At 71.7% G+C, this 23302-nt stretch carries 18 protein-coding genes and 1 riboswitch; of the genes, 3 read left to right on the top strand and 15 right to left on the bottom strand.

Annotated elements, in window-relative coordinates; genetic code table 11:
- Positions 1 to 59 precede the first annotated feature (59 nt).
- Positions 60 to 914, bottom strand: coding sequence for a sulfurtransferase (locus KK483_RS27255; protein WP_262007854.1), 855 nt, complete (start codon positions 912 to 914; stop codon positions 60 to 62).
- A gap of 263 nt (positions 915 to 1177) precedes the next feature.
- On the opposite strand from KK483_RS27255, the gene KK483_RS27250 reads away from it, so the two are divergent.
- Positions 1178 to 1954, top strand: a complete 777-nt coding sequence (locus KK483_RS27250) for a VOC family protein (RefSeq protein ID WP_262007853.1) — start codon at positions 1178 to 1180, stop codon at positions 1952 to 1954.
- A 70-nt stretch (positions 1955 to 2024) separates the two neighbouring features.
- Here the strand turns inward: KK483_RS27250 and KK483_RS27245 are convergent, their stop codons facing one another.
- From KK483_RS27245 to KK483_RS27230, 4 genes are all read right to left on the bottom strand, one after another.
- Positions 2025 to 2675 carry a thymidine kinase gene (locus KK483_RS27245; RefSeq protein WP_262007852.1) on the bottom strand — a complete coding sequence of 217 codons (651 nt, stop codon included), beginning with the start codon at positions 2673 to 2675 and terminating at the stop codon, positions 2025 to 2027.
- A gap of 62 nt (positions 2676 to 2737) precedes the next feature.
- Positions 2738 to 3928 (bottom strand): alkaline phosphatase family protein, encoded by a 1191-nt coding sequence (locus KK483_RS27240; RefSeq protein WP_262007851.1) that lies wholly within the window; start codon positions 3926 to 3928, stop codon positions 2738 to 2740.
- Entirely contained in the window at positions 3928 to 4530 is a 603-nt protein-coding gene (locus KK483_RS27235) for a DUF5998 family protein (protein WP_262007850.1), read from the bottom strand. The genes KK483_RS27240 and KK483_RS27235 overlap by 1 nt, the downstream gene beginning before the upstream one ends.
- A 76-nt stretch (positions 4531 to 4606) precedes the next feature.
- On the bottom strand, positions 4607 to 7606 hold the full coding sequence (locus KK483_RS27230; protein ID WP_262007849.1) for a bifunctional GNAT family N-acetyltransferase/acetate--CoA ligase family protein: 3000 nt from the start codon (positions 7604 to 7606) through the stop codon (positions 4607 to 4609).
- A 155-nt stretch (positions 7607 to 7761) separates the two neighbouring features.
- On the opposite strand from KK483_RS27230, the gene KK483_RS27225 reads away from it, so the two are divergent.
- The gene (locus tag KK483_RS27225; protein WP_242330306.1) at positions 7762 to 8043 is read left to right on the top strand and encodes an HPr family phosphocarrier protein; all 282 of its coding nucleotides are present in this window, start codon (positions 7762 to 7764) and stop codon (positions 8041 to 8043) included.
- Between the two features lie 210 nt (positions 8044 to 8253).
- On the opposite strand, the gene KK483_RS27220 is transcribed toward KK483_RS27225, so the two are convergent.
- The 4 genes from KK483_RS27220 to KK483_RS27205 form a co-directional block, all read right to left on the bottom strand.
- A complete protein-coding gene (locus KK483_RS27220; protein ID WP_262007848.1) occupies positions 8254 to 8937 on the bottom strand; it encodes a GntR family transcriptional regulator in 684 nt (227 codons plus the stop codon).
- 241 nt (positions 8938 to 9178) lie between these two features.
- Positions 9179 to 9955 (bottom strand): M23 family metallopeptidase, encoded by a 777-nt coding sequence (locus KK483_RS27215; protein WP_262007847.1) that lies wholly within the window; start codon positions 9953 to 9955, stop codon positions 9179 to 9181.
- Between the two features lie 12 nt (positions 9956 to 9967).
- Positions 9968 to 10132: riboswitch (cyclic di-AMP (ydaO/yuaA leader) on the bottom strand.
- A gap of 231 nt (positions 10133 to 10363) precedes the next feature.
- Entirely contained in the window at positions 10364 to 11746 is a 1383-nt protein-coding gene (locus KK483_RS27210) for a pitrilysin family protein (protein ID WP_262009708.1), read from the bottom strand.
- 20 nt (positions 11747 to 11766) lie between these two features.
- On the bottom strand, positions 11767 to 13128 hold the full coding sequence (locus KK483_RS27205; protein WP_262007846.1) for a pitrilysin family protein: 1362 nt from the start codon (positions 13126 to 13128) through the stop codon (positions 11767 to 11769).
- 232 nt (positions 13129 to 13360) lie between these two features.
- On the opposite strand from KK483_RS27205, the gene KK483_RS27200 reads away from it, so the two are divergent.
- The gene (locus KK483_RS27200) at positions 13361 to 15811 is read left to right on the top strand and encodes a DNA topoisomerase (ATP-hydrolyzing) subunit A (protein WP_262007845.1); all 2451 of its coding nucleotides are present in this window, start codon (positions 13361 to 13363) and stop codon (positions 15809 to 15811) included.
- Positions 15812 to 15877: 66 nt separating this feature from the next.
- Here KK483_RS27200 and KK483_RS27195 read toward each other — a convergent pair whose 3' ends face one another.
- The 6 genes from KK483_RS27195 to KK483_RS27170 form a co-directional block, all read right to left on the bottom strand.
- Positions 15878 to 17014 carry a GTP-binding protein gene (locus KK483_RS27195; protein WP_262007844.1) on the bottom strand — a complete coding sequence of 379 codons (1137 nt, stop codon included), beginning with the start codon at positions 17012 to 17014 and terminating at the stop codon, positions 15878 to 15880.
- 13 nt (positions 17015 to 17027) lie between these two features.
- The gene (locus KK483_RS27190; RefSeq protein WP_262007843.1) at positions 17028 to 18647 is read right to left on the bottom strand and encodes a glycoside hydrolase family 13 protein; all 1620 of its coding nucleotides are present in this window, start codon (positions 18645 to 18647) and stop codon (positions 17028 to 17030) included.
- Between the two features lie 77 nt (positions 18648 to 18724).
- Complete coding sequence (locus KK483_RS27185; protein ID WP_262007842.1) at positions 18725 to 19600, bottom strand: carbohydrate ABC transporter permease; 876 nt, start codon at positions 19598 to 19600, stop codon at positions 18725 to 18727.
- Positions 19601 to 19619: 19 nt separating this feature from the next.
- Positions 19620 to 20594, bottom strand: coding sequence for a carbohydrate ABC transporter permease (locus tag KK483_RS27180; protein WP_262007841.1), 975 nt, complete (start codon positions 20592 to 20594; stop codon positions 19620 to 19622).
- Between the two features lie 5 nt (positions 20595 to 20599).
- Positions 20600 to 22021 (bottom strand): extracellular solute-binding protein, encoded by a 1422-nt coding sequence (locus tag KK483_RS27175; RefSeq protein WP_262007840.1) that lies wholly within the window; start codon positions 22019 to 22021, stop codon positions 20600 to 20602.
- 194 nt (positions 22022 to 22215) lie between these two features.
- Positions 22216 to 23223 carry a LacI family DNA-binding transcriptional regulator gene (locus tag KK483_RS27170; protein WP_262007839.1) on the bottom strand — a complete coding sequence of 336 codons (1008 nt, stop codon included), beginning with the start codon at positions 23221 to 23223 and terminating at the stop codon, positions 22216 to 22218.
- Positions 23224 to 23302: the final 79 nt, after the last annotated feature.

Genomic DNA, 23302 nt, shown 5'->3' with positions numbered 1-23302 from the left:
TTGCGGGCGCGTCCTCCTGTGCGGGCCCGTTGTGCCGAGGCTCGGCCCCCGCGCGCCGCTCAGCTGGGGTCGGGGCCCGTCGCCACCGGGCGTGCCGGGTCGGAGGACCATTCCGACCACGAGCCGGCGTACAGGGCCGCGGGTACGCCGGCGACCGCCAGGGCGAGCACTTCGTGCGCGCCGGAGACGCCCGAGCCGCAGTAGACGCCGACCTCGGAGGCGTCCACGGCGCCGAGGTGCTTGAAGCGCTCGGCCAGTTCCTCCGCGGGGAGGAAGGTGGTGGCTCCCGGTGCGACGTTATCCGTCGTCGGCGCCGAGACCGCACCGGGGATGTGCCCGCCGACCCGGTCGATGGGCTCGACGTCGCCCCGGTAGCGCTCGGCGGCCCGCGCGTCGAGCAGCAGTCCGGAGCGGGCCAGCGCCGCGGCGCCGTCGGCATCGAGCAGCGGAAGGCCGCCCGGCTCCGGGGTGAAGTCGCCCGGCTGCGGTGCGGGGATCTCGGTCGTCAGCGGGCCGTCCCACGCCGCGAGACCGCCGTCCAGGACCCGGACGTCCGGGTGGCCCGCCCACCGCAGCAGCCACCACGCCCGTGCCGCGGCCCATCCCTGGCCGCCGTCGTGGACGACGACCGGTACGGAGCACGAGACACCGGCGCGCCGCATCGCCGCGCCGAAGACGGCCATGTCCGGGAGCGGATGCCGGCCGCCCGGACCGGGCGGTCCCGCAAGCTCCGTGTCGAGGTCGACGTAGACGGCGCCGGGGATGTGCCCGGCCTCGTACTCCGCCCGCCCGTCGAAGGGCGCGGCGCCGGCCGCCTTGGCCAGACTGAGCTGCCAGCGCACGTCGAGCAGGACCGGCGGCCGCCGACCGGCCGACTCGCTCGCGAGTTCTGTTGCGGTGATGATGGGGGTCATAGCAGCCATCCTCGCGCAAGTGCGGCCCGCGACGGGCCCGCGACGGCTGAGGGTCCCCAGGGCGGAGTCCTGGGAGGCGGCACGGATGGACATCGCCAGAACGGGCATCCTCCTGTGGGATCCCCGGACACTCGGCGCGGGCGGGCCGCGCCGCACGCCGGGTGGTGCAAGCATCTGCACGGGGCGCCGGGCAGCCGCCGCACACGGTCCGGATCCGGTCCCCCGCCGCACGGCCACGACGATGGTCCGAGGAGAGTGTCACGATGACCGAGGCGACCCGCCGCAGGCCCGGCACGCCCTGCTGGGTGAGCCTGATGGTGCACGGACTCGCCGCGACGCAGGACTTCTACAAGGCGCTGTTCGGCTGGGACTTCGTCCCGGGCCCCCAGCAGCTCGGTCCGTACGTCCGCGCGCTGATCGACGGCAAGGAAGTCGCGGGGATCGGCCGGCTTCCTCCCGAACGTCATCTGCCGATCGCCTGGACCACCTATCTGGCCACCGACGACGCCGACGCGACCGCCGAGCAGATCAGAATGTGCGGCGGCACCGTCGGCGTCGGGCCGCTCGACGCGGCGGACGCGGGGCGGCTGGCGATCGCCGCGGACCCGGAAGGCGCCGTCTTCGGCATCTGGCAGGCCGCGGCCCACCACGGCACCGCCCTGCTGGGGACGCACGGCACCCCGGTCTGGAACGAGCTGGTGACGCGGGAGACCTCCTCGGTCAGCAAGTTCTACCAGTCGGTCTTCGGGTACGAGCTCGAGCCGGTCGTCTCGGCCGACTTCGACTATCTGACCCTGCACCTGGACGGGCGCCCGGTGGCCTCCCTGCACGGTGTGGGCCATGCCCTGCCCCGCGACCGCGGTTCGCACTGGATGACGTACTTCGAGGTCGAGGACCCGGACGAGACCGCGGCCCGGCTGATGGACCTCGGCGGGCATGTGCTCCACGCGCCGCGGGAGGGTTCGAGCGGCCGGCTCGCGACGGTGTCGGACCCGGAGGGCGCGGTCTTCACGATCGTACGGACGGCGACCGACCTGTAGCAGCCCGGCCGTCCCCTGGCCCGGGCTGCAGCTCAGCCGGAAGCTGTGGCCTCAGCCGGACATCACGGGCTCAGCCGGATGTCACGGGCAGCACGTCGGGGGACAGCACCCCTGCGCGGGCGGTCGCGCTCGTCATCCGGCGGCGGTGGTGGCGCCGGCACAGCACCTCGTAGCCGATCTCCTCCGCGGGCCTGTTGACGTCGCCGACCACGACCTGGGCGCCCTCGACGACCATCTCGCCGCCGACCGTGCGCGCGTTGTGGGTGGCGCGGGCGCCGCACCAGCACATGGCCTCGACCTGGAGCGCCTCTATCCGGTCCGCCAGTTCGATCAGCCGCTGCGAGCCGGGGAAGAGCTTGGTCCGGAAGTCCGTGGTGATCCCGAAGGCGAAGACGTCCAGCTCCAGGTCGTCGACGATCCGGGCGAGCTGGTCGATCTGCTCGGGCGCGAGGAACTGGGCCTCGTCGACGATGACGTAGTCCGCCCGGCCGCCCCTGGTCATCCGGTCGACCAGATACGTGTAGACGTCCATGCCCTCGACGAGCTCGACCGCCTCCCTGACCAGCCCCAGCCGGGAGGAGAGCTTGCCCTCGCCCGCCCGGTCGTCACGGGTGAAGATGACACCTTGCAGGCCACGCGCCGCACGGTTGTGCTCGATCTGCAGCGCCAGGGTGCTCTTTCCGCAGTCCATCGTTCCGGAGAAGAACACCAGCTCGGACATGGGGATGTGACGGCCTTTCAGTTGTTGTGGGAGATGTGTTGGGAGATGTGTTGGGAGATGTGTTACGAGCGGACTTCGATGAGGGGGACGAGCTGCTCGACGGGGGTCATCGAGCCGTGCATGCCGACCATGGCGGACTCGTTCGGCTCGTTGACGGAGGCGGTGATCACGACGTCGGCGTGGGCCGCGGCGACGACGTCGCCGATGCGTCGGTGGACGCGCTCGTCGACCCGCGGGCCGAACCAGCCCGCCGCGATCGCCTCCTCCCGGCTCGCCACCCAGAAGCGGTCGCCGAGGACCTCGCGCCAGACGGCGAGCACATCGGACTCGGCGCCCGGGACGGCGTACACATGGCGGGCCCGGCCCTCGCCGCCCAGCAGGGCGACGCCGGCGCGCAGCTCCCAGTCCTCGTCGAAGTCGATCCGCGACTCCTCGTCGAAGGGGATGTCGATCATGCCGTGGTCGGCGGTCACATAGAGCGCGGTGCGGGGCGGGAGCTGCTCGGCGAGGCGCTGGACGAGCCGGTCGACGTACATCAGCTGGCCGCGCCAGGCGTCGGAGTCGACACCGAAGCGGTGGCCCTTGCCATCGAGCTCGCTGTAGTACGTGTAGACCAGCGAGCGGTCGGCGGCGGCGAGCTGCTCCGCGGCGAAGTCCATACGCTCCTCGCCGGTGAGACGCCCGTGAAACGTTCCGCCGCTCAGTGCGATCTTGGTGAGCGGGGTGTCGGCGAACGCCGGGGAGGAGACTTGCGCGGTGTGCACCCCGGCCTCGTCGGCGAGCTGGAAGACCGTTGGGTACGGCTGCCAGACGCGCGGCGAGGTCCACGGCTTCCAGCGCAGCTGGTTCATCAGCTCGCCGGTCTCCGGGTTGCGGGCCGTGTAGCCCGGCAGGCCGTGGGCTCCGGGCGGCAGTCCGGTGCCGAAGGAGGCGAGGGAGGTCGCCGTGGTGGCGGGGAAGCCGACGGTGATCGGTGCGCCCGTGCCGCCGTGGGAGGTGGCGAGCAGCGACGTGAGGTACGGCGCGTCCTCGGGGTGGGCCCTGAGCTGCTCCCAGCCGAGGCCGTCGACAAGGAAGACGCAGTTCCGGTCGGCCGGGGCGAGCCCCGTGAGGGTCGTGTGCAGTCCGGGCACGCCCTGCCCTGCGGCGATCGTCGGCAGCAGGTCGCAGAGCGAGGCGGAGCCGTACGCCGGCGCGGGGGCGGTGTCGAGGGCGAGCGGGACGAGGTCGTCGGGCCAGTCGGGCAAGGTCATCAGTGGCCGGCCGCCGGTGCGGCGGTCGCGACCGTGGCCTCGGAGAGCGACTGTGCGAAGGCGAGCGTCTGCCGGACGGCGTCGGGGCCGTCGCCGGCCTCGCTGACACGGAGGCTGAGGTCGTCGGCGGTGGAGTTTCCGGTGTAGCCGTGGTCCGCGTCGCAGTTGGGGTCGCCGCAGGCGGCAGGCTCCAGGTCGATCCGGGAGACGGCGCCCCAGCCGATGGTGAGGACGACCTCGCGGGGCAGGGTGCCCGGCGTGTACGACTCGGGGTTGGCCACGACGCGGCTGACGACGACGGAGGAGATCCGGCCGAGCTTGACCGACTCGGTGGAGGTCGTGGCGTACGGCGTCGGGGAGCTGGTGTCGGCGGCCTGCTCGTCGGTGTGGCTGACGATGAACCGGGTGCCGGTCAGGACGAGGACGGTGACATGGCGGCGGACCTCGTTCGCGTCGAACGTGGTCTCCTGGTGCACCAGGTACGACGCGATCGGCTCGCCGCCGACGGCGGCCTCCACCGCCTCGGCCACGAGAGCCGGGTAGTAGCCGCTGCGCTCGATCGCCGCGCGCAGCCCCTGGGTCGTCGTACCGGTCTTCGCCATGGGCTCCATCCTACGGGCCCGCGGGACCCTGGGAGTCCGCTCGTGGTGCGCTCGTGACCGGCGCGTGGCGGGCGGCTCAGTAGCTGGGCAGCGTGCGCGGGCCCAGGTCGGTACGGGGCGGGGGCGGCGCCAGGCGTACGGACGCGCCGAGCACGGAGAGGCCGTGCTGGGCGACGACGACCGGTTCGAGGCTGATCGCGACCACCTCGGGGTGGTCGTCGACCAGCCGGGAGACGCGCAGGAGCAGTTCTTCGAGGGCGCGGGTGTCGACGGGCGCGGAGCCGCGCCAGCCGAAGAGGAGCGGTGCGGTCCGGATGGATCGGACGATCGCGGCGGCGTCGCGGTCGGTCGCGGGGACGAGGCGGTGGGCCGTGTCGCCGAGCAGCTCCGTGGCGGGCCCCGCGAGCCCGAAGGACAGCACGGCGCCGACGGCCGGGTCGATGGCGGCGCGTACGACGGTGTCCACACCGCGGGGCACCATGGCCTGCACGACCGGCTGGAGCTCCTCCGCCTTCCCGAGCGCCTCCGTCAACTCGGCGTACGCCTGGCGCACTTGCTGCTCGTCGGCGAGGTCGAGGCGGACGCCGCCGAGGTCGGGGCGGTGGCGCAGGTGCGGGGCCGTGGTCTTGAGGGCGACGGGGTAGCCGAGGCGCGCGGCGGCGTGGGCGGCGGCGTCCGGGGCGGGTGCGGGAAGGGTGGGCCGCACAGGGATCCCGTACCGTGCGAGCAGCTCGCGCGCGTCCTCCTGGTGGAGCGTGACGCCCCGCTCGCCCGGAACGCCTTCCAGCACCCGTCCGACGAGGGCGGCCGCGCCGGCCTCGTCGATGTCCTCGTACTCCGGCACCTTCCCGGGCTCGGCCGCCTCCCGCCGCCACTGCGCGTACCGCACCGCCTCGGCCAGCGCCCGAACGGCCCGCTCGGCCGCGGGGTACGCGGGAATCCGCGCGCCGGCGCGGGCGCCTTCGCCGGGACCGGCCGCGGACGGGCCGGACCGGCCGGGCGTGTCGGGAGCCGTCGGGCCCGGAGACGAAGCCGGAGCCGGAGCCGGGGCAGGGGCAGGGGCAGTCGCCGGAGCCGGGGCCGTTGCGGGAGCCGTCGGGCCCGGGCCCGGGCCCGGAGCCGGAGCCGGAGCCGGAGCCGGAGCAGAGGCAGGGGGAGGGGGAGGGGCAGTCGGCGGAGCCGGAGCCGTTGCAGGAGCCGGGGCCGAGCTCGTCGCCGCGGCGAGGGCCTCCGCCAGGCCGCCGAGTTCGACGTGGACCACCAGGACCGGCTTCGGCGGGGACGAGGCCGCCGCGTCGCGGAGGGCCTCCGCCAGGATCTCGCCGTCGCCGGACTCGGTGACTCCGCCGTCCCCGACCCACGGGATGGCGTTGACGACCACCGCGTCGCACGCGTCGTTCCGCAACGCCTCCGCCAGCGCCGCCCTGAAGGCGTCCGGTGTCGCCGCCGTCGTCAGGTCGCGCGGCCGCAGCGGCCGCAGCCCCTCCGTCAGGCAGGCGTCGTAGGTGAGGAGCCCGAGCGACTCGGAGTTCCCGAGGATCGCGACCCGCGGCCCCGCCGGCAGCGGCTGCCCCGCGAGCAGCAGCCCCGCGTCGACGAGCTCCGTGACGGTGTCGACGCGGATCACGCCCGCCTGTGCCAGCAGCTCGGAGACCGTCGCGTACGGCACGCGCGTGGTCGGGACCGCGTGCCCCGGGGGCGCGCTGCCGCTGTGCCGCGCGCCCCGCACCACCACGACGGGCTTGACCGCCGCCGTGCGCCGGGCGAGACGCGTGAACTTCCGCGGGTTGCCGATCGATTCGAGGTACAGCAGGACGACGTCGGTGCCCTCGTCCTCGTACCAGTACTGGAGGAAGTCGTTGCCGGAGACATCCGCCCGGTTGCCCGCCGAGATGAACGACGAGAGCCCCGCGCCCCGTCGGTGCAGCCCGCTCAGCAGCGCGATGCCGATCGCGCCCGACTGGGTGAAGAGCCCGATCCGCCCGGGGGCCGGGCTCTCGGGCGCGAGCGAGGCGTTCAGCCGGACCCCCTCGGCGGTGTTGATGATCCCGAAGGCGTTGGGGCCGATGATCCGCATCCCGTACGAACGCGCCTGGCGCACCAGTTCGCGCTGCCGGCCGCGTCCGTCCTCGCCGCTCTCCGCGTAGCCCGCGGCCAGGACGACCAGCCCCTGCACCCCGTGCTCGCCGCAGTCGGCGACGGCGTCCGGCACCCGGTCGGCGGGGACGGCGAGGACAGCGAGGTCCACGGGCTCCCCGGTCTCCGCGACGATCTCGGCGACCGAGCGGTACGCGGGCACGCCGTCCAGCTCCCGCGCCTCAGGACCGAGGGCGCGGTTCACCGCACGGATACGCCCCGTGTATCCGGAAGCCAGGAGATTGCGCAGCACGGTGCGGCCGACCCCGCCCGGCGCCCGCCCCGTCCCGATCACCGCGACCGACCGGGGCGCGAGGAGCCGCTGCACGGAGCGCGCCTCGGCCCGCTGCTCCCGGGCGCGCTGCACCGCGAGGGACCTGGCGGTCGGCTCCAGGTCGAGCGTGAGATGGACGGAGCCGTCCTCGAAGCTGCGCCGCTGGGTGTATCCGGCGTCCGTGAAGACCTTGATCATCTTGCTGTTGGCGGGCAGCACCTCCGCCGCGAACCGCCTGATCCCCCGCTCCCGCGCGACCGCCGCGATGTGCTCGAGCAGTGTGGACGCCACACCTCTCCCCTGGTGCGCGTCCTGCACCAGGAAGGCGACCTCCGCCTCGTCCGCGGGCGCGGACGCCGCCCTTCCGGTGCCGTCGATCCGGTCGTAGCGCACGGTCGCGATGAACTCCCCGCCGACCGTCACCGCGAGCCCCACCCGGTCCACGTAGTCGTGGTGCGTGAAGCGGTGCACGTCCTTCGCGGAGAGCCGCGGGTACGGCGCGAAGAAGCGGTAGTACTTGGACTCGTCGGAGACCTGCTCGTAGAAGCTGACGAGCCGCTCGGCGTCCTCGGTGGTGATGGGCCTGATCCGGGCCGTGCCGCCGTCGCGCAGCACCACGTCTGCTTCCCAGTGGTCGGGGTACGCGTGGTCCGACGGGGTCTGCATGGGGCAAGGTTACGACCCGGACACGGGTCGCGAAGCCCGAAGTGCAGGTGCACGCTGGGTCCACGGATTCGCGGCACGGCCGTAGGCCGGTACGAGCACTCCGCAACACATGACACAATGGTCTAGACAACCCCTAGCACTTGAAGGGCATCACCATGGCTGAGCGCCGCGTCAATGTCGGCTGGGCCGAGGGCCTCCACGCCCGCCCCGCCTCCATCTTCGTCCGTGCCGCCACGGCCTCCGGCGTTCCCGTCACGATCGCCAAGGCCGACGGCACCCCGGTGAACGCCGCCTCGATGCTCGCGGTGCTCGGCCTCGGCGCGGAGGGCGGCGAGGAGATCGTCCTCGCCTCGGACGCGGACGGCGCCGAAGCCGCTCTCGACCGTCTGGCGAAGCTGGTCGCCGAGGGTCTTGAGGAGCTTCCCGAGACCGTCTGAGACGGTCGCCCGGCCATCGGCCGGCCAAGGCATGCACACGACTGAGCCGCGGCACCGGAATTCACCGGTGACCGCGGCTCCGTCGTATGCGCTCGGCGGTACACGCTCGTCCGTATGCGCTCGTCCCTATGCGCTCGTCCCTATGCGCTCGGCAAAAGCCCCGGGAAAACGAAGAAACAAAAGCGCCGACCTTTGTATACGGCGCCTTTGTTAATAGCGGACGCTCGCCGTGTTTACGGCATGTTGCGAAGTCCTCACGGCCCTCTGCGGCGCAATTCGCAGCCGGTGCGCCGCCGTCGTGCGCTCCGCGTGCAGGGTGGTGAGCGCCCGTGCCCGCTCCACGTCGCCCCGCGCGACCGCGTCCACGATGGCGCCGTGCTCGCCCCAGGACTCGACCGGCTGGGCGGGCGCCTCGACGGTGTACATCCATGCGATCTTGTGGCGGAGCTGGGTGAGCAGCGCGATCAGTCCTGGGCTGCCGGACGCCTGCGCGAGCGTCTCGTGGAACCAGCCGCCCAGCGAGCGCAGATCCTCGCCCTGGCCGCGCCGGGCCCGCTCCTGACCCAGTCTGACCAGGCCACGCAGGACCTTGAGATGCGCGTCCGTGCGTCGCTGGGCAGCGCGTGCGGCGCCGAGGGGCTCCAGCAGCAGCCGGATCTCCAGCAGGTCGGCCGCCTCCTGCTCGGTGGGCTCGGCCACACACGCGCCGGCATGCCGCCGGGTGGTGACGAACCCCTCCGACTCCAGGGTGCGCAGCGCTTCGCGCACCGGGACACGCGAGACGCCGTAGCGGCGCGCCAGCTGCTCCTCGGTGAGCCGGCTGCCGCGCTCGAAGACGCCGGAGACGATGTCGTCGCGGATCGCCGTGCATACCGAGCGCGCAGGAATGCGCATACCGAACCTCCGCCTTTTATCCGCGCGAAACCCAGCCGAAGGGTTGTCTGTTCGGTGACTCTATTGCAGCGGACCGGAATTTCCGATGGTCTACGGCGGTTCACGGTAATGCATGGATATCTTTTGGCCGGAAGACGACGAAGGAGAAGGCCCCGGGGTGGACCGAAGGCGAAGGCCCCGGGTCCGGTCGGCGTGACCGGACCCGGGGCCCCGCTGGTGTCAGTGCCGCCCGGAGCGGCCGTCAGACCCTGACGCCGTGGCCGCGCAGGTACGCGACCGGGTCGATGTCCGAGCCGTATTCGGGGCTCGTGCGGGCCTCGAAGTGGAGGTGCGGTCCGGTCGTGTTGCCGGTCGCCCCGGAGAGTCCGATCCGCTGGCCCGGGGTGACGGTCTGGCCGACCGAGACGCCGATGGAGGACAGGTGGCCGTACTGGGTGTACGTGCCGTCCTTCATACGGATCACGATGTTGTTGCCGTACGCACCGCCCCAGCCGGCCTCCACGACCTCGCCCATGCCGACGGCGACGACCGGGGTCCCGGAGGCGGCGTGGAAGTCGACACCGGTGTGGGTACCGGAGGACCAGACGGCGCCGCCGGCCTGGTAACCCGTGGAGACGTAGGAGCCGGCGACCGGGAGCGTGTAGGACATCAGGCGCTTGCGCTCGGCCTCACGGGCGGCGCGCTCCTTGGCGGCACGCGCCGCCTTGGCGCGGGCCTCCGCCTTGCGCTTCGCCTCGGCCTCGGCCTTGGCGCGGGCGGCGGCCAGATCGGCCTCCTGCTGCTGGGCGTCGGCCTGGGCGTCGATCCGGTCGGCGAGGGTGGTGTCGTCGGCGACGACGGCCTGGAGCAGGCCGGTGTCCTCGACGGCGAAGGTGTCCGTGTCGGCGGCGAGCGCCGGGGAGGCGAGGGTTCCGATGACGCCGGTGGTGGCGATGGCCGCCGCTCCGGCGATGCCCGCGCGCTTGCGCGCCAGCCGGCTCGGACCACGATGCTTCCCGGTGGCACGGGTGAACGCCATGAAGAGGCTGATCCTTTCCTTCCTTCTCGCCTACCGGGTTAGCTGACGGGTTCGGAGCAGGAAGGTCTCCTACGGGCCCCTCCGCACAGACGAAGGCGTCCGATTCACCCCAAGGGGGACATGTGGGTCCCCGGTTCCCCAGGCTCGCGCCCGACGGGGACTCGGCGATGGCTGCCCGATGCCGCGGGCGCGGCTGGTGCAACCGGCGGACAGCGCAGATGACGCTAAGCCGGTCATCTTTCAATCACCAAACGGACACCCGGAATTGTTGTTCATGCCACAGGGCAGACACGCCGTCTCGCCAACAAAACGGACATACGGAAGGGCCCCGTTGGCGCACCGCCAACGGGGCCCTTCCCTCTGCTCGGGAGCCGCTCCCCGGTCAGCCGGGATCCACTCCTCGGACAATCAGCCCGTGACGACCGTCACTTGTCCGATGCCGAGCGCCCGCACCGGCTCCGCGATCTGGGAGGCGTCACCGACGAGGACGGTGACGAGCCGGTCCACCGGGAAGGCGTTGACGGCCGCGGCCGTCGCCTCGACGGTGCCGGTCTCGGCCAGCCGGGCGTAGAGCTCCGCCTGGAAGTCGTCCGGGAGGTGCTGCTCGACCTGGTCGGCCAGCGTGCCCGCGACGGACGCCGCCGTCTCGTACTTGAGCGGGGCCACGCCCACCAGGTTCTGCACGGCGACATCGCGCTCGGCGTCCGTCAGACCCTCCGCCGCGAGGGTGCGCAGCACCTTCCACAGGTCGTCCAGAGCCGGCCCCGTGTTCGGGGTGTCGACGGAGCCGCTGATGGCGAGCATCGCCGCGCCCGTAGCCCCTCCCGGGGAAGAAGGCGCAGCGGAGCGCAGGACCTGGCCGAAGGCCCGGACCCCGTACGTGTAGCCCTTCTCCTCGCGCAGGACACGGTCCAGGCGGGAGGTGAGGGTGCCGCCCAGGCAGTACGTGCCGAGGACCTGGGCCGGCCAGACGCGGTCGTGGCGGTCCGGGCCGATACGCCCGATGAGCAGCTGCGTCTGGACCGCGCCGGGGCGGTCGACGATGACGACGCGGCCCGTGTCGTCGGCGGTGATCGGCGGCGCGGGGCGGCGCTGGGCGGCGCCGCCGGACCAGTCGCCGAGGGTGTCGGCCAGCACGGTGTCCACGTCGACACCGGTGAGGTCGCCGACGATGACGGCGGTGGCGGTGGCGGGCCGGATGTGGGCCTCGTAGAAGGCGCGCACGGCCGCGGAGTCGATGCGCTCCACGGTCTCCTCGCTGCCCTGGCGGGGCCGGGACATCCGGGAAGTGGCCGGGAAGAGCTGCTTGGAGAGCTCCTTGGCGGCGCGGCGTGCGGGGTTGGCGGTCTCGTGCGGGATCTCGTCCAGCCGGTTCTGTACGAGCCGCTCGACCTCGCTGTCCGCGAACAGGGGCGCGCGCAGGGCCTCGGCGAGCAGGCCGAGCCCCTTCGGCAGCCGGGAGACCGGCACCTCCAGGGAGACCCGCACGCCGGGGTGGTCGGCGTGCGAGTCGAGCGTGGCGCCGCAGCGCTCCAGCTCGGCCGCGAACTCCTCCGCCGTGTGCTTGTCGGTGCCCTCGGAGAGGGCGCGGGCCATGATCGTGGCGACACCGTCGAGCCCTTGGGGCTCCGCGTCCAGCGGGGCGTCGAGGAAGATCTCGACGGCGATCACCTGCTGGCCGGGGCGGTGGCAGCGCAGCACGGTCAGCCCGTTGTCGAGCGTGCCGCGCTCGGGGGCGGGGAAGGCCCACGGCTTCGCCTCGCCGGCCGTCGGCTGCGGGTGGAACTCCATGGTGGTCGCGGCAGCGTCGGTCACTGGTCCGCCCCCTCTGCGTCGTCGTTGTCCTCGGTGCCCTCGGTGCCCTCGGCGGCCTGGACGGGTTCGTACACCAGCACCGCCCTGTTGTCCGGGCGCAGCCGGGCCCGGGCGACGGCCCGCACCTCCTCGGCGGTGACGTCGAGGACCCGCGACACGGCGCTGAACGCCAGCATCGGGTCGCCGAACAGCACGGCGTACCGGCACAGTTCGTCCGCGCGGCCCGCGACCGTGCCGAGCCTGTCCAGCCATTCGCGCTCCAGCTGCGCCTGGGCCCGCTCCATCTCCTCGGGTGTAGGGCCCTCGGCGGCGAACCGCTCCAGCTCGTCGTCGACCGCGGCCTCGATGCCGGGCACCTCGACCCCGCCGGAGGTCTTCACGTCCAGCCAGCCGAGCGAGGGCGCCCCGGCGAGCCGCAGCAGCCCGAAGCCGGCGGCGACGGCCGTACGGTCGTGGCGCACCAGGCGGTTGTGCAGCCGGGACGACTCGCCGCCGCCGAGGACGGTCAGCGCCAGGTCGGCGGCGTCGCACTCGCGGGTGCCGTCGTGCGGCAGCCGGTAGGCGGCCATCAGCGCACGGGCGGGCACCTCCTCCACCACGACCTCGCGCAGCTGCTCGCCGATGGTGTCGGGGAGGCTGCCGTCGCGCGGCGGCTGCTTGCCGTCGTGGGAGGGGATCGTGCCGAAGTACTTCTCGATCCAGGCGAGCGTCTGCCGGGGGTCGATGTCGCCGACGACCGAGAGCACCGCGTTGTTCGGCGCGTAGTACGTGCGGAAGAAGCTCCGCGCGTCCTCCAGCGTCGCCGCGTCCAGGTCGGCCATGGAGCCGATCGGGGTGTGGTGGTACGGGTGGCCCTCGGGGTAGGCGAGCGCGGTGAGCTTCTCGAAGGCCGTGCCGTACGGAACGTTGTCGTAGCGCTGGCGGCGCTCGTTCTTCACGACGTCCCGCTGGTTCTCCATGGACTCGTCGTCGAGCGCGGTGAGCAGCGAGCCCATGCGGTCGGCCTCCAGCCAGAGCGCGAGCTCCAGCTGGTGGGCGGGCATCGTCTCGAAGTAGTTGGTGCGCTCGAAGCTGGTGGTGCCGTTGAGCGAGCCGCCCGCTCCCTGCACGAGCTCGAAGTGGCCGTTCCCGGAGACCTGCGCCGAGCCCTGGAACATCAGGTGCTCGAAGAGGTGAGCCAGGCCCGTACGCCCCTTGACCTCGTGGCGCGAGCCGACGTCGTACCAGAGGCAGACCGCGGCGACCGGGGTCAGGTGGTCCTCGGAGAGCACCACGCGCAGACCGTTGGCCAGGCGGTGCTCGGTCGCTGTCAGGCCGCCGGAGCCGGCCTGCGCTGTGGCCGTGTGACCCATGGGCATGTGGTCCCTTCGATCGCGTTGCTGGATGTTCTGCCACTGTATGCAAGGCCGCCGACACCTGGCGAAGTTCCCGCCGGTTCCGCCCGGTCGTCGGGGCCGTCGCCACCTGCCGGTTCCGGGGCGTTCGGCCCGGTGGGATCGGGTCGGGGTCGGCGATGTCAGCGGGACGGTCCACAATGGTCGGCGTCAGATCACGTTCATGGTTCATGTTGGTGAAGGAGCCGCAGCAGCGATGGCCCGCCGCAGCACGAAGACGCCGCCGCCCGACGACTTCGAGGAGAGGATCCTCGACATCGACGTCGTCGACGAAATGCAGGGCTCCTTCCTCGAGTACGCGTACTCGGTGATCTACTCACGGGCGCTGCCGGACGCCCGGGACGGCATGAAACCCGTCCATCGCCGGATCGTGTACCAGATGAACGAGATGGGCCTGCGCCCCGACCGCGGCTATGTGAAGTGCGCGCGCGTCGTCGGCGAGGTCATGGGCAAGCTCCACCCGCACGGTGACGCGTCGATCTACGACGCGCTGGTGCGCATGGCGCAGCCCTTCTCGATGCGCCTGCCGCTGGTGGACGGCCACGGGAACTTCGGCTCGCTCGGCAACGACGACCCTCCGGCCGCCATGCGGTACACGGAATGCCGCATGGCCGACGCCACGAGCCTGATGACCGAGTCGATCGACGAGGACACGGTCGATTTCTCGCCGAACTACGACGGGCAGGAACGGGAACCGGTCGCGCTGCCCGCGGCCTTCCCGAATCTGCTGGTCAACGGCGCCTCCGGCATTGCCGTCGGTATGGCGACCAACATGCCGCCGCACAACCTGGGCGAGGTCATCGCCGCCGCCCGCCATCTGATCAGGCACCCGGGCGCCGACCTGGAGACCCTGATGCGGTACGTCCCGGGTCCCGACCTGCCCACGGGCGGCCGGATCGTGGGCCTGGCCGGGATCAAGGACGCGTACGAGACCGGCCGCGGCACGTTCAAGATCCGCGCCACCGTGGCGGTGGAGAACGTGACGGCGCGCCGCAAGGGCCTCGTCGTCACCGAGCTGCCCTTCACCGTCGGCCCGGAGAAGGTGATCGCAAAGATCAAGGACCTGGTCGGCGCGAAGAAGCTCCAGGGCATCGCGGACGTCAAGGACCTCACCGACCGTGAGCACGGGCTGCGCCTGGTCATCGAGATCAAGAACGGCTTCATCCCGGAGGCCGTCCTGGAGCAGCTGTACAAGCTGACGCCGATGGAGGAGTCCTTCGGCATCAACAACGTGGCGCTGGTCGACGGCCAGCCGCTGACGCTGGGCCTCAAGGAGCTCCTTGAGGTCTATCTCGACCACCGTTTCGACGTCGTCCGGCGCCGCAGCGAGTTCCGCCGCGGCAAGAAGAGCGACCGGCTGCATCTCGTCGAGGGCCTGCTCGTCGCGCTCCTCGACATCGACGAGGTCATCCGCCTGATCCGGTCCAGTGAGAACTCGGCGCAGGCGAAGGAGCGGCTCATCGCCCACTTCTCGCTCAGCGAGGTCCAGACGCAGTACATCCTGGACACCCCGCTGCGCCGGCTCACCAAGTTCGACCGGCTGGAGCTGGAGAGTGAGCGCGACCGGCTCACCGCGGAGATCGCGGAGCTGACCCGGATCCTGGATTCGGACGCGGAGCTGCGCAAGCTCGTCTCCTCCGAACTGGCCGCGGTGGCCAAGAAGTTCGGCACCGACCGGCGCACCGTGCTGCTGGAGTCCGCGGGCACGCCCGTTCCCGCCGAGTCGCTCCAGGTCGCGGACGACCCGTGCCGCGTCCTGCTGTCCTCGACGGGGCTCCTGGCGCGCACGGTCACCGGGGAGCCGCTGCCGGAGGACGACGGCAAGCGCGCCAAGCACGATGTGATCGTCTCGGCGGTGCCCGCGACGGCCCGCGGCGAGGTGGGTGCGGTCACCTCGACCGGGCGGCTGCTGCGGCTCGCGGTGATCGATCTCCCCCAGCTGCCGGAGACGGCCGCGGCGCCGAACCTGTCGGGCGGGGCGCAGCTGTCGGAGTTCCTCTCCCTGGAGGCGGACGAGACGGTGGTGTGTCTGACGACCCTGGACGAGTCCTCGCCGGGCCTCGCGCTCGGGACGCTCCAGGGCGTGGTGAAGCGGGTGGTGCCGGACTTCCCTGCCAACAAGGAGGAGCTGGAGGTCATCACCCTCAAGGAGGGCGACCGGATCGTGGGCGGCGCCGAGCTGCGCACCGGCGAGGAGGACCTGGTCTTCATCACCTCCGACGCCCAGTTGCTGCGCTTCCAGGCCGCTCAGGTGAGGCCGCAGGGGCGGCCGGCGGGCGGCATGGCCGGTATCAAGCTCACGGAGGGCGCGGAGGTGATCTCGTTCACCGCGATCGACCCGGCGGCGGACGCGGTGGTCTTCACGGCCGCGGGTTCCACCGGGGCACTCGACGACTCGGTCACGACGTCGAAGCTGACGCCCTTCGACCAGTACCCGCGCAAGGGCCGGGCGACCGGCGGCGTCCGCTGCCAGCGGTTCCTGAAGGGCGAGGACGTGCTGCTCCTGGCCTGGGCGGGCGCCGCCCCGGCGCGTGCCGCGCAGAAGAACGGCACCCCGTCGGAGCTGCCGGAGCTCGACCCCCGGCGCGACGGCTCGGGCACACCGCCGGCGAAGCCGGTGGACGCGCTGGCGGGCCCCGCGTCGTAGCGGGGTCTTCCCGGACGGACACGACGGCTGCCCCCGCACCCTCCACCGGTGCGGGGGCAGCCTCGTTCAGCTCCGGTCGTCCGGTTCCTCGGCGAGGTCCCCGGCGGCCGGTTCCGCGGCGGCCGGTTCGGGCACGTACCGCAGCACGCCCCACATGCTGTGCTCCTCGGGGGCGTCGTGCGGGCCGGCCACCCGGGCGGCGTCGAGCGCCTTGAGCAGCGCCTCGCCGTCGGTGCCGGAGCCGATGAGGACCAGCTGGGTGCCCCGCTCCCGGCCCGGTGGCCAGGGCTCCGGGTAGAAGCGGAGGAAGCGGCCGACGGCGTGGACGGTGTACCGGTTGCGGGGGTCGGCGTCACCGAAGTCGACGAAGCCCTTGATCCGGTAGAGCCCTTGGGGCCGCGAGTCGAGGAAGTCCAGCAGCCTGCGCGGGTGGAGGGGCTCCGCGGCGGTGAACGAGACGGCCTCGTAGGCGGCGTGCAGATGGTCGTGGTGACCATGGCCGTGACCGTGCTCGTCACACACGGCGCCCACGTCGCACACGGCGCCCTCGTCGCCCGTGTGGAGGTCGTCGAAGGACAGCTGGCCGACACGTTCGCCGCGCGGGCGGCATGCGAAGAGCAGCTCGGGATCGATCCGCCCGTACGTCGCCGGGATCACCGCCGCCCCGTCGGCGAGGCCCGCGATCCGCTGCCGCAGCCGCTCCCCCGCCGCCCCGTCCCCGGCCCGGTCCGCCTTGTTGAGCACGATGAGGTCGGCGATGCCGAGATGCCGCTCGATCTCGGGATGCCTCTCCCGTGTCGCGTCGAACTCGGCGGCGTCGACGACCTCGACGAGGCCCCCGTACACGATCCGTTCGTTCTCGCTCGCCAGGAGCATCCGGACGAGTTCCTGCGGCTCGGCGAGGCCGCTGGCCTCGATCACGATCACATCGAGCCGGGCGGCGGGCCGGGTGAGCCTCTCCAGGAAGACGTCCAGCTCGCTCGCGTCGACGGCGCAGCACAGACAGCCGTTTCCGAGGGACACCGTGGAGTCGCCGAGCTGCCCCGCGACGGTCATGGCGTCGATCTCGATCGAGCCGAAGTCGTTGACGATCGCGCCGATCCTGGTCCCGCGGCTCGCCCGCAGCAGATGGTTGAGCAATGTGGTCTTTCCGGATCCCAGAAATCCCGCGAGGACGATGACGGGGATCTGCGTGCTCAACACGGCACCTTCCGGTCTACGACGGCATGGGGGACCGTCCCAGAATATGCGGGGCGCGCAGCCACACCGCCGTGTCCCTGGGCAGTCGCCCGTCCTCGTCGAGCGGCCCGCTGGCGAGCAGGACGGTCTCGTACGCCGGCAGGCAGGCCGGCTGCGGGCCCAGGTTGGCGACGCACACCAGTCCGTCCGGGCGGGCGAAGGCCAGCACCTCCGGCCCGGACGGCGGCAGCCAGGTCATCGGGCCGTCGCCGAACCCCGGCACCGTGCGGCGCAGCCGCAGGGCGGTCCGGTAGAGGCTGAGCATCGAGCCGGGATCGCGGGCCTGGCGGTCGGCGGCGTACGCGGGCCAGTCCGCCGGCCGCGGCAGCCACGGTTCGGTGTCGGGGAGCGCGCCGTTCCACGGCAGCGGCACCCGGCAGCCGTCGCGCCCCGGGTCCGTGCCGCCCGAGCGGAAGTGCATGGGGTCCTGGATCCGGTCCCGCGGGATCTCCGCCTCCGGAAGTCCCAGCTCCTCGCCCTGGTAGACGTAGACGGAGCCGGGCAGCGCCAGTGAGAGCAGGGCCGCGGCGCGGGCGCGCCGGGTGCCGAGCGCGAGGTCGGTCGGGGTGCCGAACGCCTTGGCCGCGAAGTCGAAGCCGGTGTCCTCGCGTCCGTACCGTGTGACCGTCCGGGTCACGTCGTGGTTGCACAGCACCCAGGTCGCCGGTGCGCCGACGGGCGCGTGCTCGGCGAGGGTCTCGTCGATCGTGCGGCGCAGCTTCTGCGCGTCCCAGGGGCAGGCGAGGAAGCTCAGGTTGAACGCCGTGTGCAGCTCGTCGGGGCGCAGATAGCGGGCGAAGCGTTCGGAGTCCGGGAGCCAGACCTCGCCGACGAAGATCCCGTCGTACGCGTCGGCGACCGCCCGCCAGGAGCGGTAGATGGCGTGGAGTTCGTCACGGTCGACGTACGGGTGCGGATCGGTGCCCGCGGTGAAGTCGGGCAGGCGGGGGTCCTTGGCGAGCAGGGCCGCCGAGTCGATCCGTACGCCCGCGACGCCGCGCTCGAACCAGAAGTGCAGGATCTCCTCGTGTTCGCGCCGCACCGCGGGGTGTGCCCAGTTCAGGTCCGGCTGTTCGGGCGCGAAGAGATGGAGGTACCACTCGCCGTCGGGCAGCCGGGTCCAGGCGGGCCCGCCGAACTCCGACTCCCAGTCGTTGGGCGGGAGTTCGCCGTCCGCTCCCCGTCCGCGCCGGAAGTGGAAGAGGGCCCGTTCGGGGCTGCCGGGGCGGGCCGCGCGGGCGGCCCTGAACCAGACGTGCTGGTCGGAGACGTGGTTCGGGACGATGTCGACGATGGTGCGGATACCGGACCGGCGGGCCTCGGCGATGAGCTTCTCGGCCTCGGCGAGGGTGCCGAAGGCCGGGTCGATGCAGCGGTAGTCGGCGACGTCGTACCCGCCGTCCGCGAGCGGCGAGAGGTACCAGGGTGTGAACCAGAGCGCGTCGATGCCCAGTTCGGCGAGGTAGGGCAGGTTCGCCCGGACCCCGGCGAGGTCGCCCGTGCCGTCCCCGTCGCCGTCGGCGAAACTGCGTACGTACACCTGGTAGATGGCGGCGGAGCGCCACCAGTCCGAAGAGTCCGGATCCGATGCGGGCACGTTGATCCTTTCGGGGTGGGCGGGTGGGCAGGTGAGCGGGTGGGAGAGACGCCGGCCGTCGGGGGGAGCGCTCGATGTCAGCCCTTGAGCCCGCCTGCCGTGAGGCCGCTCATGATGTTCCGCTGGAAGATCAGGAAGATCAGCAGCGTGGGCACGGACGCGATGGTGAGGGCCGCGATGAGGACGTTCTCCGGCACTCCGCTGGCGAGGGAGTAGATGCCGACGTTGAGCGTCTGCTTGGTCGGGTCGGGCAGCGTGAGCATCGGCCAGAGGAAGTCCTTCCAGACGCCGACCACCGCGAAGATGGAGACGACGCCGAGGATGGGCCGTGAGATCGGCAGCACCACCGACCACAGGGTGCGCAGCCGTGATGCGCCGTCGATCGAGGAGGCGTCGAGGAGCTCCTGCGGGATCGAGTCGAAGAACCGTTTGAGCAGGAAGATGTTGAAGGCGTTGGTGACGGAGGGCAGCCAGATCGCCCACGGCGAGTTGAGGAGGTTCCGCTCGACGATCGGCACGTCCAGGACGGTCAGATACTGCGGTACGACGAGCACCGTCGCCGGGATCATCAGGGTGGCGAGCATCATCCCGAGGATCGCCTTGCCGAGGACGGGCCGGAGCTTGGAGAGCGAGTAGGCGGCGGTGACGTCGAGGACGAGTTGGAAGGCGAGCGCCCCGAGGGCGTAGTACAGCGTGTTGAAGAGCAGCCGGGCCAGGTCCATCACCTCCCAGGCCCTGGCGTATGTCTCCGGGTGCAGCGAGCCGGGCACGAGGGTCGGCGGCGACTGCACCACCTCCTGGGTGCTCTTGAGCCCGCCGGTGACCATCCAGTAGAGCGGTCCGAGGAAGACGAGCGTGAAGAGGACGAGGACGAGGGCGAGGACGGCCCAGTAGACGTACCGGGCCCGCGGCCTTGCCAGTTGTGCGGGTGAGATGAGCGTCCTGGTGGTCATGCGCGTCGCGCTCCCCCGTTCATTCGTCGCCGGCGGTCCGGCTCAGCCGTACGTACGCGGCCGAGAAGCCGGCGAGCAGCACGAGCAGGACCAGGCCGAGCGCCGCCGCGGCCCCGTAGTTGTTGAAGTTGAAGGCGTACTGGTAGATCAGATAGACGACGGTCGTCGTGGACCCCTCGGGCCCCGCGCCGTTGGTCAGCAGGAACGGCTCGGTGAAGACCTGCATCGTCGCGATGATCTGCATCAGCAGCATCAGCGAGAGGATGAGCCGGGTCTGCGGGACGGTGACGTGCCAGACCTTGCGGAGCAGCCCCGCGCCGTCCAGTTCGGCCGCCTCGTAGAGCTCGCCGGGGACGGACTGGAGCGCGGCGAGGTAGATGAGCGTGGCGCCGCCCATGTTCATCCAGGTGGCGGCGATGACGACGGAGAGCATCGCGGTGTCCGGGTCCTGGAGCCACTGCTGCTGGGGCAGGTGGAGGGCGTCGAGGACGGAGTTGAAGAGCCCGTACCCGGGGTCGTACAGGTACTTGAAGAGCAGGACCGAGGCGACCGGCGGCAGCATCACGGGCAGATAGACCAGCAGCCGCAGATACGCCCGGGCGTGCCGGAACTCGTTGATGACGAGGGCGACGACGAAGGGCACCGCGAAACCGAGGACCAGGGCGAGGCCGGTGAAGAGGAGCGTGCCGCGCCACGCCTGCCAGAAGGCGGGGTCGGCGAAGACCGTGCGCAGATTCTCCCAGCCGGCCCAGCTGGTGCGTCCGTCCTCGGTCTTCTGGAAGGCCAGCAGGAACTCCCTGACCATCGGGTACCAGGAGAAGAAGCCGAAGCAGAGGACGGCCCCGATCAGGAACGTGTGCGCGGAGAGGTTGCGCCGGAAGGCCCGTACGTACGCCTCGCGGCGCCCGGCCGTCGTACGGGGGCGGCGGCCTCCGGAGGCGCGGCGGGTGCGCGCCTCCGGCTGCTCGCTCGTGGGGAGGGCGGGTGCGGACATGGCGGCTACTGGTTCGCCAGGATCTGGTTCACCTGCTGCTCCGCGGTGGCCAGCAGTTTGTCGACGTCGGCGTCCTCGTTGGTGAGGACCCCGGACATCACGTTGTCGAGGACCTTGTAGATCTCCTGGGCCTTGGGCGGTTCGGCCTTGCCCTTGACCGGGTTGTCCATGAAGGTCTTGAAGTTGGCGACCGGCATGGTGGCGTGCTGGGTGCGCTGGGCGTCGTCCGCGGTCTTGCTGTCGTTCAGCCAGAAGTTCGGCTGCGGGAGACCGACGGGGAGGCCGTCCGCCTTGGTGCGGGCCCAGTCGAACTGGCCCTTGCCGACCGTGAGGTTCTTGAAGTCGAGCCAGGCGATCGCGGCCTTGATCTTGTCCGGGGAACTCCCCTTCTTGATCATGTAGTTGTTGCCGCCGAAGAGGGTGGCCTGCTCACCGGGGATCGGGCCCATCCCGAAGTTCTCGTACGCGGCGCCGAGTTGCTGGACCATGTACGTGATGTCGTCGGGCGCGGCGAGGAACATGCCGAGCTTGTCGGAGGCGATCTGCTTCTGCAGATCACCCCACTTGAGCAGCTGGGTCCGGCCCATGCTGTCGTCCTCCCAGCGCATGGCGCGGAGGTTCTGGACGATCTCCCGGCCCAGCTCGTTGTTGAACGCGGCCTTGGTGCCGCTCGCGTCGACGACGTCGCCGCCGAGGCCGTAGGTGGTGGCGGTGAAGTGCCAGCCGCCGGTGTTGCCCGCGCTGTACTCGCCGAATCCGGCGATGCCCTTGCCGAGGCCCGCGATGGCCTTGGCGGCGGTGCGGACATCGGCCCAGGTGCGCGGCGGGTTGTCGGGGTCGAGCCCGGCCTGCCGGAACAGCTTCCGGTTGATCAGCAGCCCCATGGTGTAGTTGCTGGTCGGGAGGCCGTAGAGCTTGCCGTCCTTGGTCAGCGAGTTCATGACGTCCGGGTCGATGTTCTTGAGGGCCGGGACGGTCTTGCCGGTGACGTAGGCGGTGATGTCCGCGGCGCCGTCGTTGTCGAGGACCTGCTCCAGGTCGGTGAAGTAGGTGTAGAAGACGTCGGGCTGGGACTTGGCCTTGAGCATCGCGGTGAAGCGGGGCGGCTCCAGGCACTGCCCGGGCGTCGACTTCCCCTCGATCCTGACGTTCGGATACGTCTTGTTGAACGTATTGACGTCCTCGTTCCACTCCTTGAGCTCGGCGGCCTTGGCCGCCGGCGGCATGCAGTCGATCGTCAGCGTCACCTTGGCCTTGGGGTCAAGCGGCGCCGACGGATCGGACGAACCGCCGCCTTCGGAGTCACTGCCGTTGTCGCTGCTGCTCGTGCCGCAGGCGGCGAGCGCGGTCAGCGCGAGGGCGGAGAGGAGAGCGGCCGCGGAGGTGCGGCGAGCACGACACGTACGACGGAACCGGGCACTTCTCATCGGTGGTCCCCTTCGGGCATGAGCGCGGGAGGCCCTCGGCAGACACGCTGCCGGGGCGTCGTTCACTCAACCACCGTCAACAGGCAACCGCAATATGTCGCGCAGATCTCGTAAAAGTTCGACAGTGATGTGCAGATGTGGGTCCAGACGCGGGTGCAAGCTGGGTGCGAGCCGGGTGCGAGAAGGTGTGCGGATCAACGAGGCGGCTGCGCGGTGGAGCCGCGCACGACGAGCTCGGGCTCGAAGAGCAGCTCGTCGGGGGGCACCACACCGCCCTGGATCTGGGCGCAGAGCAGCTCGACGGCCGCCCGCCCCATCGCCTCGATGGGCTGGCGGACGGTGGTCAGCGGCGGCTCCGTGCAGTTCATGAACGCCGAGTCGTCATAGCCGACGACCGACACATCACCGGGGACGGTGAGCCCGCGCCTGCGGGCGGCCCGCACGGCGCCCAGGGCGAGCGGGTCGCTCGCGCAGATGATGCCCGTGACCCCCCGTTCGATCAGCCGGCTCGCGGCCGCCTGCCCGCCCTCCAGGGAGAACATGGAGCACTCCAGGAACTCCTCGGGCAGCTCGCGCCCGGCGGCCGCGGCGGCGGCCTGCGCGGCGGCGCGCTTGCGCCGCGAGGGCACATGGTCGGGCGGGCCGAGGACGAACCCGATCCGCTCGTGCCCGAGCGAGGCCAGATGGCGCCACGCCTGCTCGACGGCGACGGTGTCGTCGCAGGCGATACAGGGGAAGTCGAGACGGTCGATGGAGGCGTTGATGAGGACGACCGGGATCCTGCGATCGGCCAGCCTGCGGTAGTGGTCGTGGGGCGCGTCGGCCTGCGCGAAGAGACCGCCGGCGAAGACGACTCCCGACACCTGCTGCTGGAGCAGCAGGTCGACGTAGTCCGCCTCGGAGACCCCGCCCTTGGTCTGGGTGCACAGGACCGGGGTGAGCCCCTGCTGGGCCAGCGCACCCCCGATGACCTCGGCGAAGGCGGGGAAGATCGGGTTCTGCAGCTCGGGAAGGACGAGTCCGACGAGGCGCGCCCGCTCGCCGCGCAGCTGGGTGGGGCGCTCGTAGCCGAGCACGTCCAGAGCGGTCAGCACGGCCTGCCGGGTGGCGTCGGAGACGCCGGGCTTGCCGTTGAGGACCCGGCTGACCGTGGCCTCGCTGACTCCTACCTTCTTTGCCACCTGAGCAAGTCGTCGCGTCATGAACGCAAGACTAGCGCAAGCCATGCAAGCGGCTTGCGCCAGTCTCGATGCGCTGCGCCCGCCCTGCGGCGTGCTTCTC

Origin of the sequence: Streptomyces sp. FIT100, from assembly GCF_024584805.1 — a bacterium.
Classification (GTDB): domain Bacteria; phylum Actinomycetota; class Actinomycetes; order Streptomycetales; family Streptomycetaceae; genus Streptomyces.
This window is presented reverse-complemented; position numbering and strand designations above follow the sequence as displayed.